Genomic DNA, 14839 nt, shown 5'->3' with positions numbered 1-14839 from the left:
CTCCCCGTCCCCGGAAGGATCGCCCAACGCCCCCATCACCCCCACCCCGGTTGGAACCGGTGTGATGGCCGAGTACTCGCCGCTGTTCGCGGCCGATACCCCCATCACCGAGCAGCTCCAGTACACCGAGCCCGACGGCACGCTCGTCACCTTCATGGGTGCACGGCCCACCGAGCGCCATGCGCGTGAGCGTGGCGAGGCCTGGGACGCCCCCGACACGGGCCCGGGCCGGTACTTCACCTTCCCCACCTTCTACTTCCAGAACCGGACCTTCGGTCTGGAGATCCGCGACGAAGTGCCCGCCGGCCGCCAGCGCATCGAGGTGATCCTCCACGTCAACGACGGCACGTTCGACGGCACCACCTTCAGCCTGTTCCGCAACATCAACAACCCGAACGTGCGCGACTTTGGCTGGTCGCTGAACTACGGCTTCAACAATCCCAACGAGGGCAACAAGCCCATCTGCCACGCCGGCGAGCGCACGTGCAGGATGTCCTTCACGTCCAACTGGCGCACGTCTCCGCACAGCCCGTTGAAGATTGGCGACAAGATCGAGCTGGCCCCCGCGCCGCGCCTGCAGCGCCCGGCCATCGACGGCGGCGGTGAGCGCTACTACTCGTTTGAGCAGCTCTACGTGGTGGGCAAGGGGATGCGTCCCTGGTACGGCATTGTCCCCAACCTGGATTCCGAGCCGCTGCCGGATTCGACCCTGCTGGGCGGCCAGGCCAGCGTGTCTTACAACTACTCGGAAGAGCCGCACCGGGTGTTCCAGCAGATGGCCAATAACATTGGCATTGGCAACACCAAGCGCTTCGTGCAGGGGCGCCGCTTGTTCCACACCTCGTTCGCGGACGGCAAGCACTCCGAGCACCCGAACACCAACCCGGTGTTCACCGAGCACGTGGGGCAACTGGGCCCGCGCTACAACCAGGCGCGCTGCATCGAGTGCCACGCGGCCAACGGCCGCAGCCCGGTGCCGGCCCAGGGCGCGCGGCTCGACACCCTGTCGGTGCTCACCGGTGTCGCGGGCGGCAACGGCGCAGTGTTGCCCGACCCCACCTACGGCCTGAACGTGCAGCAGCGGGCCTCCTCCTCCACGGCCCCCGACTACTCGGTGAGCGTGGCGTCCTACGAGAAGACGGTGCGCACGCTGGCCGGTGGCGAGCAGGTGGAGCTGGTCAAGCCTGTCTATGCCTTCAAGGGGCCCGTGCCTTCGCTCTACTCCGTGCGCCAGGCCCCCCAGGTCATCGGCATGGGCCTGCTGGAGGCCGTGGCCGAGCCCACCATCCTGGCGCTGGCGGACCCCGAGGACAAAAACGGCGACGGCGTGCGCGGCGTGCCGCACTGGGTGAACGACCCCGAGACCGGCAAGGTGCACCTGGGCCGCTTCGGCTGGAAGGCCACCAAGGCGAGCCTGCGCCACCAGGTAGGCGATGCGCTCGTGAAGGACATGAGCGTCACCTCGCCCGTGTTCCCCTCGCGCAGCTGCCAGCAGGGCGCGCCTGACTGCCGCAATGGCGCTGGCGCCACGGCGGTGTCGGCCGAGGAGCTCCAGCGGATGTCGGACTACCTGGCGCTGATTGGTGTGCCGGCGCAGCGCAGCCTGCGCAGCGGTTACCCCGAAGGCATCCGCGTGTCTCCGGAGCACGATGTGAACCCGGAGTTGATCGCCCGCGGCAGTGTCCTCTTCGCCCAGGCCCAGTGCACCTCCTGCCACACCGCGCAGCTGACCACGGGCAACACCCACCCGTTCGCCGAGCTGCGCAACCAGACCATCCGCCCGTACACCGACATGTTGCTGCACGACATGGGTCCGGAGCTGGCGGACACGCTGACCGAGGGCCAGGCTGCTCCGAGCATGTGGCGCACGGCGCCGCTGTGGGGCTTGGGCTCGCTGAAGTATGTGCAGGGCGGCGTGCAGAACGTGCGTTACCTGCATGATGGTCGCGCCCGCACCCTGAACGAGGCCATCGGGTGGCACGGCGGCGAGGCGAGTGCCAGCCGCGCGCGCTACGAGGCGCTCTCGAAGGAAGACCGCACGGCGGTGATCGCCTTCCTCGAGTCGTTGTGAGCTGACTGAGGGGCCCGGCTCCACCGCCGGGCCCCTCTGGAGTGTGTCAGTCCCGCGTGCTACCTGCGCTGGATGACGAGTTCGATTTCCAACATTCCCCACTCATTGGCGCAGCTTGGACGGCTCGGTGCTCCGCTCTCGGAGGCACTGAGCCGCCTGCGTACGACGGGGCGGGTCGGGCTTCACGCAAGCGGGCTGATGTCCGCCTGGGCCAGCGCGCTGCCTCTCGATGAGGTGGACCTCTCCTTCTTCAAGAGCAGCTTCACGGGGGCGATGGAGCTGCACGCCCGCGTGCTGTCGGAGCCAGACAAGCGGGAGGCCCTGGCCCGGGCCGAGCGCGAGGATCTCTTCACGTTGCCGGTGTTCCTCGCTTCTAGCCTCTCGGACATCGGGCGTGTGCGGTACAAGCAGCGCAACGGGCTGCGGGGTCTGCCGGTGGAGCCGGGAGATGCGTTTCCCTATCCGGATTACTACCTCACCGACTTTCACAATCAGGCCAACGGCGGCCTGTCCTTGCGCGCGGCGCTGACGTACGAGTGGCAGATTCGCTTCCTCTTCATGGGGGCCAATCGGCTCATGCGCCAGGGGGTTATTGACCAGCTTCCCGAGGGGAACCACCTGGACATCCTCGATGTGGCGTGTGGCCCGGCGACGTGGATGGGCCAGGCGTGGCTGCAGAACCGGCGGCACCGCTACACGGGAATCGATCTCTCCCCGGCCTACCTGGAGGCGGCCCGGCTGTTGCGCCGCAAGGCCACGTTCCTTCAGATGAACGCCGAGCAGATGCTCCCGGAGTGGACGGGCCGGTTTGATCTGCTCACCTGCATCTGGTTGTTCCACGAGCTCCCGCTGCCGGTTATCGAGCGCGTCACCGCGGAGATGGCGCGGGTGCTCAAGCCGGGAGGGACGCTGCTCTTCATGGATGCCATTCAAGAGGGGGACGGCGCTGCCGGGGAGTCGATCTCCTTCGAGCGCTTCGAGGCGTATTTCAACGAGCCCTTCTTCCTGGACTACTCGCGGCTGGAGCTGCCAGCGCTCTTCGCGCGTCATGGGTTGCGGACGGTGAAGACAGAGCGCTGGTTCCTGTCGAAGCTCCTGGTGCTGCGGAAGGAGGCGCGCGGGAGCGTGTGAGGGCGGGTACCACCACAGGGGTGACCTGTCTCGGTATTCGGCGTCACATGCTAGTGTGCCCGCCGTCCGCTGAGAGGGGAGCACTTCCGAGCCATGGAGCGCAAATCCCGCAATGCGCTGCAGAGCACGAGCACCTGGGTTCGGGATGGTACGGCGGCGGAGCCCCTCCTTTCGGGTCCGGTCGCCGAGCCTTCCCCAGGACACGCGTTCGCCAAGGGAACGAAGGTCGCCGGGCGCTACCAGGTGGTGCGCTTCCTCTCCCGGGGAGGCATGGGGGAGGTGTACGCGGCGGAGGATCTCTCTCTGCACGAGCCCGTGGCGCTCAAGACGATCCGCCCGGAGCTGGCCGCCACGCCGGATGCGCTCTTGCGCTTCAAGCGCGAGCTGCGGCTGGCGCGCCGGGTAACGCATGCCAATGTCTGCCGTGTCTTCGACATCGGCGAGCACGAGGTCGTCCCGGTGGAGGGGGGCGCATCGTATCGGATCGTCTTCCTCACCATGGAACTGCTCGCGGGACGAACACTCCATGAGCAGCTCTTCCGACAAGGGAGGATGCCGCCGGAGCAGGTGTTGCGGTTGGCCGAGCAGATGGCGGGCGCGCTCGATGCGGCGCATGCCGCGCAGATCATCCACCGCGACTTCAAACCCGGCAATGTGATGCTGGTGCCCGCGCCGCCGGCGGCGGGGGGCCTGCGGGCGGTGGTGACCGACTTCGGCCTGGCCCGGGGTGAGCTGCTGGAGGGAGACGGCTCGACCTCGCGGGAGGGCCATATTGTTGGCAGTCCTTTCTACATGTCCCCGGAGCAGTTGGAGGGCCTGCCGCTGTCACCCGCCTCCGACATCTACGCCTTCGGATTGGTGCTCTTCGAGATGGTGACGGGACAGCGGCCCTTCGTGGCGGAGACGCCGATGGCCGCCTCCCTGCTGCGGCTGCGCCAGTCGCCTCCCTCTCCGCGCGAGCTGGTGCCGGAGCTGGCCCCCTCCTGGGAGGAGGTGCTCCTGCGCTGTCTGGCGCGCCGGCCGGAGGCGCGTTTCACCACCGCGTCCGAGGCTGTTGCCGCGCTGCGGAGCGGCGCGCCCACCGCGGACCTCATGACTCCCCATTCGGCCAGGAGGCGCTCCCCCGTGAAGCCCACCCCAGCGACGTCCACCTCGGGAGCGCCGTCCGTGGCACGGCGGGTGGTGGCGGTGCTCGCTCCGCGCAACCTGATGGCCAGGGCCGAGTCGGCCTGGCTCTCCACCGCCTTGGCGGAGCTGCTCTGCGCGGAATTGGCGATGGGGGAACAGCTCCGCCTGCTTCCCGGGGAAGGTGTCGTGCAGATGCGCAGGGATCTCCTGCTTCCAGAGGAGGAGGGCTTCGCGGAGGCCACGCTGCAGCGCATCCGCGCGCACTCTGGCGTGGACCTGGTGCTCACCGGGGCCTACCTCGTGCAGGGGCGCGAGGAGGAGGCTCGGCTGCGGTTGAACCTGCGCCTGCAGGAGGCCACCACGGGTGAGACGCTGGCCCACTTGTCGGAGGTGGGCGTGGAGCGGGAGCTGCTGGAGCTCGTCTCCCGTGTGGGCGCCGCGCTGCGAAAGCGGCTGGGACTGGCGCCGCTGACCTCCGAGCAAGCCTACGGCGTGCGCAACGCGATGCCCGGAGAGTCCGAGGCCGCGCGGCTCTACGCCGAGGGGCTCGCCGCCCTGCGCGGCCATGACGCGGCCACCGCCGTGGAGTGCTTCGAGCGCGTGGTGGAGCGGGAGCCTGCCTTCGCCCCCGCCCATTCGGCGTTGGCCGCCGCCCTCCAATACCTCTATCAAGAGGAGGCGGCGAAGGAGGCCGCACGCCGGGCCTTCGAGCTGTCCTCGAGCCTGTCGCGCGAGGAGCGCCTCCTGGTCTCGGCTCGTCATCACGAGGCGCGTTCCGAGTGGCCGCAGGCCATCGAGGCATACCGGACCCTCTTCGAGTTCTTCCCGGACAACGTGGAGTACGGCACCGCGTTGGTGTTCGCGCAGGTGTCCGCGGGGCAGAACCGGGAGGCTCAGTCCACCCTGGAGGCGCTGCGCCGGCTCCCGCCTCCTCTGGGAGAGGACGCGCGGATAGAGCTGGCCGCGGCGGTGGCCACCAGCGCGACCGCCGACTTCATCTCTTCCCGGCGGCATGCTGAAGCGGCGGTGTCCCGCTCCCGCAGGGCCAGCCAGGGCCAGCTTGCTGCCTCCGCGCTCATCATGGAGGCCTACGCGGCGCGCAACCTCGGAGAGGCCCGGCGCGCCGTCGAGCTGCTGGAGGAGTCGGAGGAGCTCTTCCTGGCGAGCGGAGACAGGGGAGGCGCGGCGCGCTCGATGCTCGTGCACGCCATGGCGCTCATCGACATGGGACGGCTGCTCGAGGCCGAGCGCGTGTTCGTCTCCGCCATCCAGGCGGCCCGGGACATTCAAGGCGCCTCGCTCGAGGCCGAAGCCCTCCTGTGCTCCGGGGGGCTGAGCTGCCGTCTGGGCCAGCTCTCCGAGGGCCTGCGGCGTGCGAGCAGGGCCGAGGAGCTCTACCGGCAGCGCGGGCGGCTCTCCGACATGAACTCCAGCACCATCTTGAAGGGCTCCGTGCGGCGGTTCATGGGGGCGCTGGACGAGGGAAAGCGCCTGCTCGAGGAGGGGAGTCATGCGGCCCAGGTGCTCTTCGAGGATGGCTATGCCGAGGCCTGGGGCCGCTACGAGCTGGGCTGTCTGCTGACGGAGTTGGGAGAGCTGGCACAGGCACGCCGTCAGCTGGAGCGCGCGCTGGTGTTGCGGCGGGCGCGAGGCCTGGAGGCCTTCGTGGCCGAGACCGAGCTGGGCCTGGCGTGTCTGTCCCTGGAGGAGGGGAAACCCCAGGAGGCGCTCTCGGTGGTGGAGCCCGCGCTGGCGGCCTACGCGGCGCTGAAGAGCCTGGACGGGGAAGGGCGCTCGAACGCGGTGAAGGCACGGGCGCTGATGGCGCTGGGAGAGCCCGTGGCGGCGCGTGAGGCCTTGGCACGCGCTCGGACCCTTGCGGGGGGCAGCGAGGACGTGTTCATCGCGGCGGAGGTGCTGCTCACGGGCGCATCCCTGTTGCTGCGGGACGGAGAGCCCTCGGAGCGAGAGGCGGCGGCGCGGCAGCTCCAGGCGCTCGCGACGCAGGCGGCTCGCGGCGGCATGAAGCGGGTGGCGCTCGAGGCGCGGCTCCTCCAGGTGGAGCTCCGCCGCGACACGAAGGCCGCGGCGGTACGGAAGGGCCTGCTGTCCATCCGGCAGGAGGCGAACCGGCTTGGCTACCGAGGTCTGCTCCAGCGCGCCAATGCCTTGCTCGGAGAGGAATGAAGGAGGCGGTGGCCGCCTGATTCCTACTCGGCCTTCGCCTTCTTTCCGGTGGCCCCCTCCGTCTTCTCCAGCCGTTTGAGCGTCTCCGCCGCGTTCGCGTTGGACGGGTCCAGCTCCAGTGCCCGGCGGTAGTTCACGAGCGCCAGCTCCTTGTTCCCGCTGGCCATGTACGCCTCACCCAGGCTGTCGTAGACATTCCCACTCTGGGGGAACATCTCCACATTCAGCTTGAAGAGCTCAATCGCATCCGCCACGCGTCCGGAGCCGAGCAGGTGGTAACCGGCGCGATTGAGCTGCGGCTCGGAGAAGTCGTACTCGGCCGCCTTCGTTGCCTTCAAGGCCTTGTACCTGGCGATTCCCTCCACCACGGACGCCTTCTCGAGGGTCTCCATCACGACTTCCGAGATTTCCCTCAGGGGCTGCTGGGGCTTGATGTCGTGAAGGATGCTCAGCAGTCCGGCCACGAGGCTGCCGAGCTTGTCACCGCGCGACGTGTTGTCCAGGACGACGACGAGCTCCTTGCGCGCAGGTACACGGACGAGCAGTGCGTTGAAACCGTTGATGCCGCCACTGTGGCCAATCGTTGCGACCTCTGTCTTGCCATCGTTCAGCTTGAGCGGTTTGACGGACCAGCCATACGCGTACTGCTCCAGGCCTGGCGTGAACATCTGCTGCTTGAGCGGCGCGGGCAGCAGCTTGTCCTGGTAGAGCGCGCGGTCCCAGAGGTAGAGGTCCTCCACCGTCGAATACAGGGAGCCGGCGGCGTACGGGAGCGACATGTCCAGGTAGGGCGCGTTGACGTACCCGTTGAGACCGAGTTGATAGCCACTCGCGCGCTTGGGCAGCACCTCCATGGCGACGTCGTAGCCGGTGCCCTTCATGCCCAGTGGCTCGAAGATCCGCTGCCGCAGCGCCTGGGCGTACGACATTCCGGTGAGCTTCTCGATGATGGCGCCGAGCAGGAAGTAGCCGGAGTTGTTGTACGAGTACTTCGTGCCGGGTTCGAACTCGAGGTCGCCACTGGCGAACTTCTTCACGAAGTCCGCGACCGAGTAGGGGTCGCGCGAGTCGTTCTGGAAGAACGCGGGCGACGTGTAGGACGGGATTCCGGAGGTGTGGTTCAGCAACTGGGCAATCGTGACGCGTTCGCCCGTGTCCTTGCGGTAGTCCGGAAGATGCTTCGTGAGCTTGTCCTCGAGCGCGAGCTTCCCCTCCGCGACGAGCTGCAGGATGACCATCGCCGTGAACTGCTTGGTCACCGAGCCGATGCGGAACTTCGTGTCCGGGGTATTGGGCACCCGCCACTCGAAGTTGGCCTGACCGTAGCCCTTCTTGAGGATGACGCCCTTCTCGTCGGCGACCAGCACGGCCCCATTGAACTGGCGCAGCTGATGGTACTGCGTGACGAGCCGGTCGAGCTCCTGTTGTCGTGTCGCCGCTTCGGCGGTGGACCCGGCCAGCGCGAGTACCAGGAGTGCACCGAGCATGTGTGCGTGTAGCCAGTTCATTCATTTCCCCTGCTGAAGCGCGGAGATGCGCTCCAGGAGAGGATTCTGCTACGCGACTCGCGGTAGCGTGAAGAAGAAGGTGCTGCCGGAGCCCACCTGGCTCTCCACCCACAGTTTGCCCCCATGGGCTTCGATGATGCCCTTGGCGATGTAGAGACCGAGCCCGGTACCCTCCCGCGCACGCTCCTTGGCCTGCCAGTACCGGTTGAAGAGGTTGGGCAACTGCTCCTCGGGAATGCCCGTGCCGGTGTCCTTCACGGCGAACCTCACGACCTTCCCCTCCGTTTCGCCCGTGAGCTGGATGGAGCCCCCCTCCGGGGTGAATTTGATGGCGTTTCCAATCAGGTTCGAGAGCACCTGGAAGAGCCGCTCCCGGTCCGCGAGGACCCGCGCCTCGGGATGACTCGCCTTCTGGGTGATGGAGAGCCGCTTCTGCTCCGCGAGCGGCTTGAAGATCTCCAGACACTCCTCGAGCAGGCTCTCCAGCTCCTCCGGCATGGGCTCGACGGCGAAGCGTCCCGCCTCGATCTTCGCGAGGTCGAGCAGGTCCCGGATGAGGTTGTTCATCCGCTCCGTCGCGCGCTGGATGCGGTCGGCTGAGTTCTGGATGCGCCGCCAGGGGCCCTCGCGGTCCAGCGGCAGCGCACGGAGGATGAATCCTACCTGGAGATGGATGATTCCGAGCGGGTTCTTCAAGTCGTGCGAGACGACCGCTACCAGGTCATCCCTGGCCTGGACGGCCTTCTGCTCCCGAATCACCTGATGCCCCAGGTCTACCTCGATGGCGTATCGCCTCAGGTCCGCGGCGGCTTCTAGCTCGGTCGGCGTCCACGGCAGCGAGGTCGACCGGACGACCTCCTTCCACAGCTCGAACGAGCGGCGCGGGTGGAGGCGTAGCTCCTGTCCTTCCCTCTCGACGGGCTTGGTGGGGTCTCCTCCCCAGTTCACCGTCTGGATGATCTCCGGCCGGAACCACAGGACGTAGTCGGGGACGGGCTTGGGCAGGGAGACCGCGAGCAGGCCGCTGGCGACATCCTTGAACGCCTCCGCCGGCGGGTAGAGGCCGGAGAGGGCCTTGGTGTGGAAGAGGCCCTCCTTGACCGTCTCGCGCAGCCACGCGACGAGCCCCGTCATGGCCTCCCCTGAGGGGACACGCCCCACCGTCCAGCACCTGCCTTCACTGAACACGGCCGCGCCACTCGCTCCAGCGAGTGCCAGCAGGTCCCCTGGCGGTTTGACGAGGCCGGCGAGGGCTTCTTCCTCTTCAGCCCGCATCGCTCCCACCAGACGCTCCTGGTGCCCGCGCAGCTTCTTGCGGAGTTCCAGCTTCTCGAACTCCTCCATGACACCTATCAGCTGAGAGGTGATGCGGCCGATGAGCTCGCACGCGGCCCGCAGCGCATAGGGGAGGTACCTCGGGGAGGAGTGATTCCCGCAGGAGATCAGTCCCCAGAGCCTCTCGCCATGGACGAGGGAGATGCTCATGGAGGCGCGGAGGCCCAGGTTCCGCATGTACTCGACGTGAATGGGCGAGACGCTCCGGAGGACGGAGAAGCTCAAGTCAAGGGGCTGCTGGGTGTCGGGCCGGAGGTTGGGAAGGATGGGCGCGGGCCTGTAATCCCGGTCGGGGATGATGCGCAGCCAGTTGAGCACGTAGAGCCGGCGCGCCTGTTGGGGGATGTCCGAGGAGGGATAATGAAGGCCGAGATATGCATCCAGGCCCTCCAACTTGTCCTCGGACAGGACTTCGCCATTGTCCTCCGCATCGAAGCGGTAGACCGTGACCCGCTCGAAACCGGTGAGCCGGCGTACCTCGGTGGTGGCCGTGTCGCAGAGTTCACGCAGGCTCTTCGCCGCCTGCAACCGGGAGATGGCCCGCTGGAGGAGACGCTGGAGGGGCCAGGCTCCCTCTTCCTCCACGTTCCGTACCGGCTCGAGCTCCAGGAAGGTGGCGCCCAGGTGGCGATGGACGATTCCGTCGAAGGCGCGTGCGCCCACGGTGACGGGAAACGGGTTGTTCTCCTGGGGGCGCTCGCTGCGTAGCGCCTCGGCCAGCAGGCCCAGCGCGCCCTCATCCAGCAGGCCGTCGAGCGGGCGGCCCAACAATGGCTCCGGTTCGATGCCCAGGACGTCCGCTGTGTTCGCGCTCACCTGCGCGACCGTCAGCGAGGGCTCGTGCAGGGTGAACAGGACGCCATGCGGCTGAATGGAGCCCGGAATGTGGATGGGCTCCCGGGCGCAGTTGGTCAGATCAACGACCTGTCCGGGCAAGGACGTGATGGTCTTCATGGGAAAGGTCCAGGTGAACGCATCTGCTCGGTATTCCAGCACATTGCTGAGCCACTGATGGCGGGAAGTGCGTATGGACGGTAGGAAGAGGGCACGGGCAGGGGCCCAGTCCGCTCGGGAGCATCATTCACTTCAACGTTTCTTGGGATGACGCGCTTCCGGGTTGGCATCGAGCGGCGAGGGGGGCGATCGCTTCTTCTTTCTCGCTTTCTGGAGCCTACTCGTTTCACGGCCCCGTGGGCAGAGAGGTGATGGAGAGGGTGAAGCGGCCGCTCGGGCGCGAGGGCCGTACATGGGCACTGGTGCACCTGCTCATGGGCCACTGCGCCCTTTGCGCGTGTGAATGCGGAGGAGAAGAGGAATGTGCTGGAATTGAAGTTTGATTGTTTAGAATTCGAGGAAGTAGAGGGTGATGTTTGTATTTTATCGCTTCTTGGTTATCTAGCGGAGAATTCCATTCAGCCCCGTAGAACCAGGAGTCGAGGAATGCAAAGCAGCACACCGTGGTGGATGACCAGACTGTTGGAAAGGCGTTGTTGTATGGGATTGTGAAAGGTGCTCGACCGGGTCGGATTGGGCACCCTTTCAGGGCTGGGTGCCGCTCATCCTCGCGCGCAGTTGGACGACGAGCGCGCGGGCCTCGTCTTTCGTGGCAACGAAGTGCAACGTTTCCAGAGCCGCGGGCTCCGCGCGCTCCTCCATCTGGGCCGCGAGCACGATCCCCTTGGCCAGCCCTTTCTGTGCGAGACGCGCCCCGATGTAGACGGTCCCCAGCAGGAGCCCGGAGTGCATGTGCTCACTGATGTACTCCCCTACCTCTGGCTCGAGCAGCTCAGCGTCCTTCATGTCCGCCAAGACGAAGAAGGGCTGCTTCGAACCCAACTCCTTGTAGAGGGCTACCAGGTGCGCGGCCTCGTCCAGGGACAGTCTTCCCTGGAACGTCAACCAGAGCAGGTCGGGCGGCTCGAAGTGGAGAGAATGGGGTCCAATCCTCCACTCGTGCGTGTTGGGCATCATGCTTCCTCTCGGTGAAACGCAGTGTACGCCATGTTCGTGTCCGCCCGAACGACGCAACGGCTTGTGGAGGACAGGAGGGGCCGCCAGGAGGAGCGAGCCGGGCAGGTAGACGTAGACTGGGAAGACCCCGTTTCCAGGAGGCGGCCATGTCCCTGCGGTCCTCGGGTGTCCAGGCGCGCGGTGGTGGGGCGCTTCCCGTGCTGCTGGCCCTGGTGGCAGTGGGCGTGCTGGCCGGGTGCGCCACAGGTGCGCCTCGGGGAGACCTGGTGTCGGGCTGGGGGCACTCCTCCCTGACGCCGTCCTTCTTCCGGAGCGCGGAAGGGCAGCGGCCCACGGTGGGCTCCGGTGGTGCCCTCGTGCCGGATGGCGCGAGTCCGAGGGACGAGGACGACGACCCGGAGGATGACGTCGATGAGGAGGAGCGCACCGCCGGAGCCGTGACAGGTGCGTCCGCGGTGTCGTCGTCCCGTTCGCAGGCGCGCCGTCAGGAGACGGGTGAGAACGCGCCGCTGGAGGACAGGGACGAGGGCGCAGTGGGCTGGCGTGACGGAGTAGGGGACGGACGCCCTTTTACCGTGCCGATGAGCCTGGACTACTTCCAGGGCTTCCTGGCGCATGCGGGCGTGCCCGAGGAGGCGCTGCCGGTGGACGGGCGCTCCCTGTCTTCCGAGCAGGCTCTGCGGCTGCTGCCGCACGTGTTGAACAGGGACGTGACGCTGGGGGATTTCGCCCGGCGACGCATGGCGGTGCACCTGCTGCTGGAGGTGGCCACGGGCGAGAGGCCGGTGACGCGCCAGGAACTCCACGCGCGCATGGATCGCTTCCACCGGCTGCGGGTGCTGAGGCCGGACGGCTACCTGGTGCGACCCGTCACAGGCGAGGCCGTGCAGAAGACGGGCGAGGTGCGGCTTGCGGAGGACGGCACTCTGCGCGCGGGCCGCTACGAGGTGGGCCCTTTCTACGCCGTGGAGGAGGGGCAGTTATGGCCGGTGGACACGGGGCTGGAGGTGCCGCGAGGGGCACGGCCACTCGGTCTGTATGTACCGGACGATGGCGTGCTGTTGCCCGCGCTAGAGGGCGCGGGGCTGGCGCTGTGGGACACGGTGCACGGGCTCGTCCAGACCTTCATTCACCCTCTGGACACTTTGGAGGGCCTCACCCAGGTGCCTGGGGCCGTGCGCGAGCTCGTCCAGAACGCGCCCGAGTACTGGGAGTCCTTCCGCCACAAGCCCCGAGGCGAGCAGGTGCGGGCCATTTCGCGCCTCACCACGCACGTGCTGTTGACGGTGGGGACGGCGGGAGAAGGGGCGGTCGCGGCGGTCTCGTGGGGGGACAAGCTGAGCCGGCTCTCCGTGCCCCTCTTGTCACTGACGGGGAAGGGCGAGCTGGCGCTGCGGCTGGTGGCGGTACCCGGACGGGTGGTGACCGTGGCGGGAGGGGTGCTCGGCGCCACGTACGTGCTGAACTCGGCGGCAGTGGGCGTAGCGGCGGCGGGTGGAGGCCCCGCCTGGACACCACCGGTGGGAGGGCCGGGCCAGTGGGTGCCCAAGAACGAGCACATGTCCGATCGCTCGCGCAGGTTCCAGCACAAGGTGACGAAGGCGCCCAAGGGCTGGGTGTACCGTGTCGTCCGCAATGGCGAAAAGGCGGACTTCGACGGCCGAGACCCAGTGACGGGTGTCCTGCTGGAGACCAAGGGGCTTGGCTACGACAGACACTTCGACGTGAACCTTGAACCCAAGAGTTACTTTAGAGGCGTAAAGCGAATCGTCAGGCAGGCCGCGAGGCAGCTCCGGGTGGCAAATGGCATTCCCATCCGCTGGAATGTGGCGGAACCCAGGATGGTGGACATCCTCAAGAAGCTCTTCAACGAGAATGAAATCAAGGGCATTGACGTGGTCTACACACCGCCGTAGTCCTGCGGAACGCCTATGAAAGAGACCTTCTACGCAGGTGTTTACTGGCCAGGTCGCAAGGAGTCGGCTGAGGAGTGCGCACGGCGTGCGGAGACCTTCTTCAATCTTCTCTCCCATTGTGATCCCATCTACGCCCGTTGGTTCGAACAGGCGGACTCGCGCAAGAAGGCGCTCCAGCTCCAGTTCGAGCCTTCTCATGAAACGTTCCTGCGTTTTTTCAGGCGCAGGAAATACAATGAAGGCGCGTTCGGTTTCAGCTTCGGTGCTTGGACGGGACATGAAGAGAATGGGCGCGGCGGTATGGTGATGCTCAGTTGTGGCTCTGACGTTGTGCCCCCACCCAATTCTTGTCTTCTCTATCTGCCGAAGGTGGAACCTGAGGCTGGGCGAGTTCTCACTGAGTCAGTGCTGATTGAGCTGATGCGAGCCATGGTTCTGGCTTGGGAGCCTGACTGGGGAGGAGTCATCTCGAATGCCTATCAAGAGCTGCGAAACAACCCAGTGGGCTATCCCCGCACGGGTTGGCTCATGTATCTCTCACGCCGCAGAGGAGAGGTGCCGAGCCTCCCTGCGCCTGTACGCGTTGAGGCGATAGAGGACAAGGGCTCGCTCATCGTCCTTACTTCCGAGCGATTCACCGTCAGCAGTTCCGAGCATGTCAACCTCGCCGATCAGGTGCGCGCGTTGCTTGAGCAGGCGGGCTTGATGAAGGAATCCAGCGATTACGGCCCCATGCCAACATAGATGAGAGATATCCACTACGCAGGTGTCTATTGGCCAGGTCGTAAGGAGTCCGCTGAGGAGTGTGCTCGTCGTGCGGAGACCTTTTTTCGCCTCCTCTCACAGTGTGACCCCATCTACACCCGCTGGTTCGAGCAAGCGAACTCGCTCAAGAAAGCGCTCCAGCTTCAGTTCGAGCCCAACCATGAAACGTTTCTGCGCTTCTTCAAAAGCAGGAAATACAATGAGGGGGAGTTCGGGTTCAGTTTCAGCGCTTGGACGGGACACAAGGAGGATGGGCACGGTGGCGCGGTGCTGCTCAGCTGTGGCTCGGACGTTGTTCCTCCTCCGAACTCTTGTCTTCTCGACCTGCCCTACGCGGGACCTGAAGAGGATCGCGTACTGACTGCACCTGTTCTGCCTGCGGTGATGCGCGCCATGATACTGGCCTGGGAGCCCGATTGGGGCGGAGTCATTTCGCACGCATACCAGGACATGCGTGATGAGCCTGCTGGCCACCCTCGCACGGGCTGGTTGATGTACCTCTCGAGGCCCCGGGGAGAGGTTCCTCCTTTGCCCTCCCCTGTCCGCGTCGAGCCCGTGGAGGACAAGGGGGCTCTCATCATCCTCACTCCGGAGCGCTTCTCGGTGGATAATCCCGCTCACGTGGCCCTGGCGGACCAGGTGCGCTCGTTGCTCGATAGGGCGGGGTTGCTGAAGGATTTCAGTGCCTCTTCACCCGCCATTCATTGAAGGAAAGTTCCAGATCCTTCCGCACCGGGCGGGAACGAGGGCTCTGCAATCTTCACAAGCTGAAACGCCTGCGGGTGCGCGAGGAGCGAAGTGCGGAGCTGCACCTCGCGCTCCTCCGT

At 66.4% G+C, this 14839-nt stretch carries 9 protein-coding genes; 6 read left to right on the top strand and 3 right to left on the bottom strand.

What is annotated here, in order from left to right; genetic code table 11:
* Positions 1 to 64: 64 nt before the first annotated feature.
* The 3 genes from F0U60_RS44765 (at position 65) to F0U60_RS44755 (ending at position 6517) form a co-directional block, all read left to right on the top strand.
* The gene (locus F0U60_RS44765; protein ID WP_395809529.1) at positions 65 to 2071 is read left to right on the top strand and encodes a di-heme oxidoredictase family protein; all 2007 of its coding nucleotides are present in this window, start codon (positions 65 to 67) and stop codon (positions 2069 to 2071) included.
* Between the two features lie 198 nt (positions 2072 to 2269).
* Positions 2270 to 3202 (top strand): methyltransferase domain-containing protein, encoded by a 933-nt coding sequence (locus tag F0U60_RS44760; protein ID WP_395809527.1) that lies wholly within the window; start codon positions 2270 to 2272, stop codon positions 3200 to 3202.
* A 93-nt stretch (positions 3203 to 3295) separates the two neighbouring features.
* A complete protein-coding gene (locus tag F0U60_RS44755) occupies positions 3296 to 6517 on the top strand; it encodes a protein kinase (protein ID WP_395809525.1) in 3222 nt (1073 codons plus the stop codon).
* Between the two features lie 23 nt (positions 6518 to 6540).
* Here the strand turns inward: F0U60_RS44755 and F0U60_RS44750 are convergent, their stop codons facing one another.
* The 3 genes from F0U60_RS44750 to F0U60_RS44740 all read right to left on the bottom strand — a co-directional run bounded on the left by F0U60_RS44750 (position 6541) and on the right by F0U60_RS44740 (position 11331).
* A complete protein-coding gene (locus F0U60_RS44750) occupies positions 6541 to 8025 on the bottom strand; it encodes a serine hydrolase (protein WP_395809523.1) in 1485 nt (494 codons plus the stop codon).
* 48 nt (positions 8026 to 8073) lie between these two features.
* Positions 8074 to 10314 (bottom strand): ATP-binding protein, encoded by a 2241-nt coding sequence (locus tag F0U60_RS44745; protein WP_395809521.1) that lies wholly within the window; start codon positions 10312 to 10314, stop codon positions 8074 to 8076.
* A gap of 585 nt (positions 10315 to 10899) precedes the next feature.
* The gene (locus F0U60_RS44740) at positions 10900 to 11331 is read right to left on the bottom strand and encodes a hypothetical protein (RefSeq protein ID WP_395809519.1); all 432 of its coding nucleotides are present in this window, start codon (positions 11329 to 11331) and stop codon (positions 10900 to 10902) included.
* A 146-nt stretch (positions 11332 to 11477) separates the two neighbouring features.
* Here F0U60_RS44740 and F0U60_RS44735 point away from each other — a divergent pair, with 146 nt between their 5' ends.
* Genes F0U60_RS44735 through F0U60_RS44725 form a run of 3 tightly spaced genes read left to right on the top strand, consistent with a single transcriptional unit; the run spans position 11478 to position 14720 of the window.
* Complete coding sequence (locus F0U60_RS44735; RefSeq protein WP_395809517.1) at positions 11478 to 13247, top strand: Tox-REase-5 domain-containing protein; 1770 nt, start codon at positions 11478 to 11480, stop codon at positions 13245 to 13247.
* Between the two features lie 15 nt (positions 13248 to 13262).
* Positions 13263 to 13991 (top strand): immunity 52 family protein, encoded by a 729-nt coding sequence (locus F0U60_RS44730; RefSeq protein ID WP_395809515.1) that lies wholly within the window; start codon positions 13263 to 13265, stop codon positions 13989 to 13991.
* Entirely contained in the window at positions 13992 to 14720 is a 729-nt protein-coding gene (locus F0U60_RS44725) for an immunity 52 family protein (RefSeq protein ID WP_395809513.1), read from the top strand.
* Positions 14721 to 14839: the final 119 nt, after the last annotated feature.

The sequence above is a fragment of the Archangium minus genome, assembly GCF_044360475.1.
Classification (GTDB): Bacteria; Myxococcota; Myxococcia; order Myxococcales; family Myxococcaceae; genus Archangium; species Archangium minus.
Note: the sequence above shows the minus strand (reverse complement) of the source record. Positions and strands in the feature narration are given on the sequence as shown.

What these genes read in the sequence shown, in the direction of transcription:
- F0U60_RS44730 (WP_395809515.1), top strand. Translation starts at nt 13,263, where the DNA reads ATGAAAGAGACCTTCTACGCAGGTGTTTACTGGCCAGGTCGCAAGGAG.
- F0U60_RS44740 (WP_395809519.1), bottom strand. Translation starts at nt 11,331, where the DNA reads ATGATGCCCAACACGCACGAGTGGAGGATTGGACCCCATTCTCTCCAC.
- F0U60_RS44735 (WP_395809517.1), top strand. Translation starts at nt 11,478, where the DNA reads ATGTCCCTGCGGTCCTCGGGTGTCCAGGCGCGCGGTGGTGGGGCGCTT.
- F0U60_RS44755 (WP_395809525.1), top strand. Translation starts at nt 3,296, where the DNA reads ATGGAGCGCAAATCCCGCAATGCGCTGCAGAGCACGAGCACCTGGGTT.
- F0U60_RS44750 (WP_395809523.1), bottom strand. Translation starts at nt 8,025, where the DNA reads ATGAACTGGCTACACGCACACATGCTCGGTGCACTCCTGGTACTCGCG.
- F0U60_RS44725 (WP_395809513.1), top strand. Translation starts at nt 13,992, where the DNA reads ATGAGAGATATCCACTACGCAGGTGTCTATTGGCCAGGTCGTAAGGAG.
- F0U60_RS44745 (WP_395809521.1), bottom strand. Translation starts at nt 10,314, where the DNA reads ATGAAGACCATCACGTCCTTGCCCGGACAGGTCGTTGATCTGACCAAC.
- F0U60_RS44760 (WP_395809527.1), top strand. Translation starts at nt 2,270, where the DNA reads ATGTCCGCCTGGGCCAGCGCGCTGCCTCTCGATGAGGTGGACCTCTCC.
- F0U60_RS44765 (WP_395809529.1), top strand. Translation starts at nt 65, where the DNA reads ATGGCCGAGTACTCGCCGCTGTTCGCGGCCGATACCCCCATCACCGAG.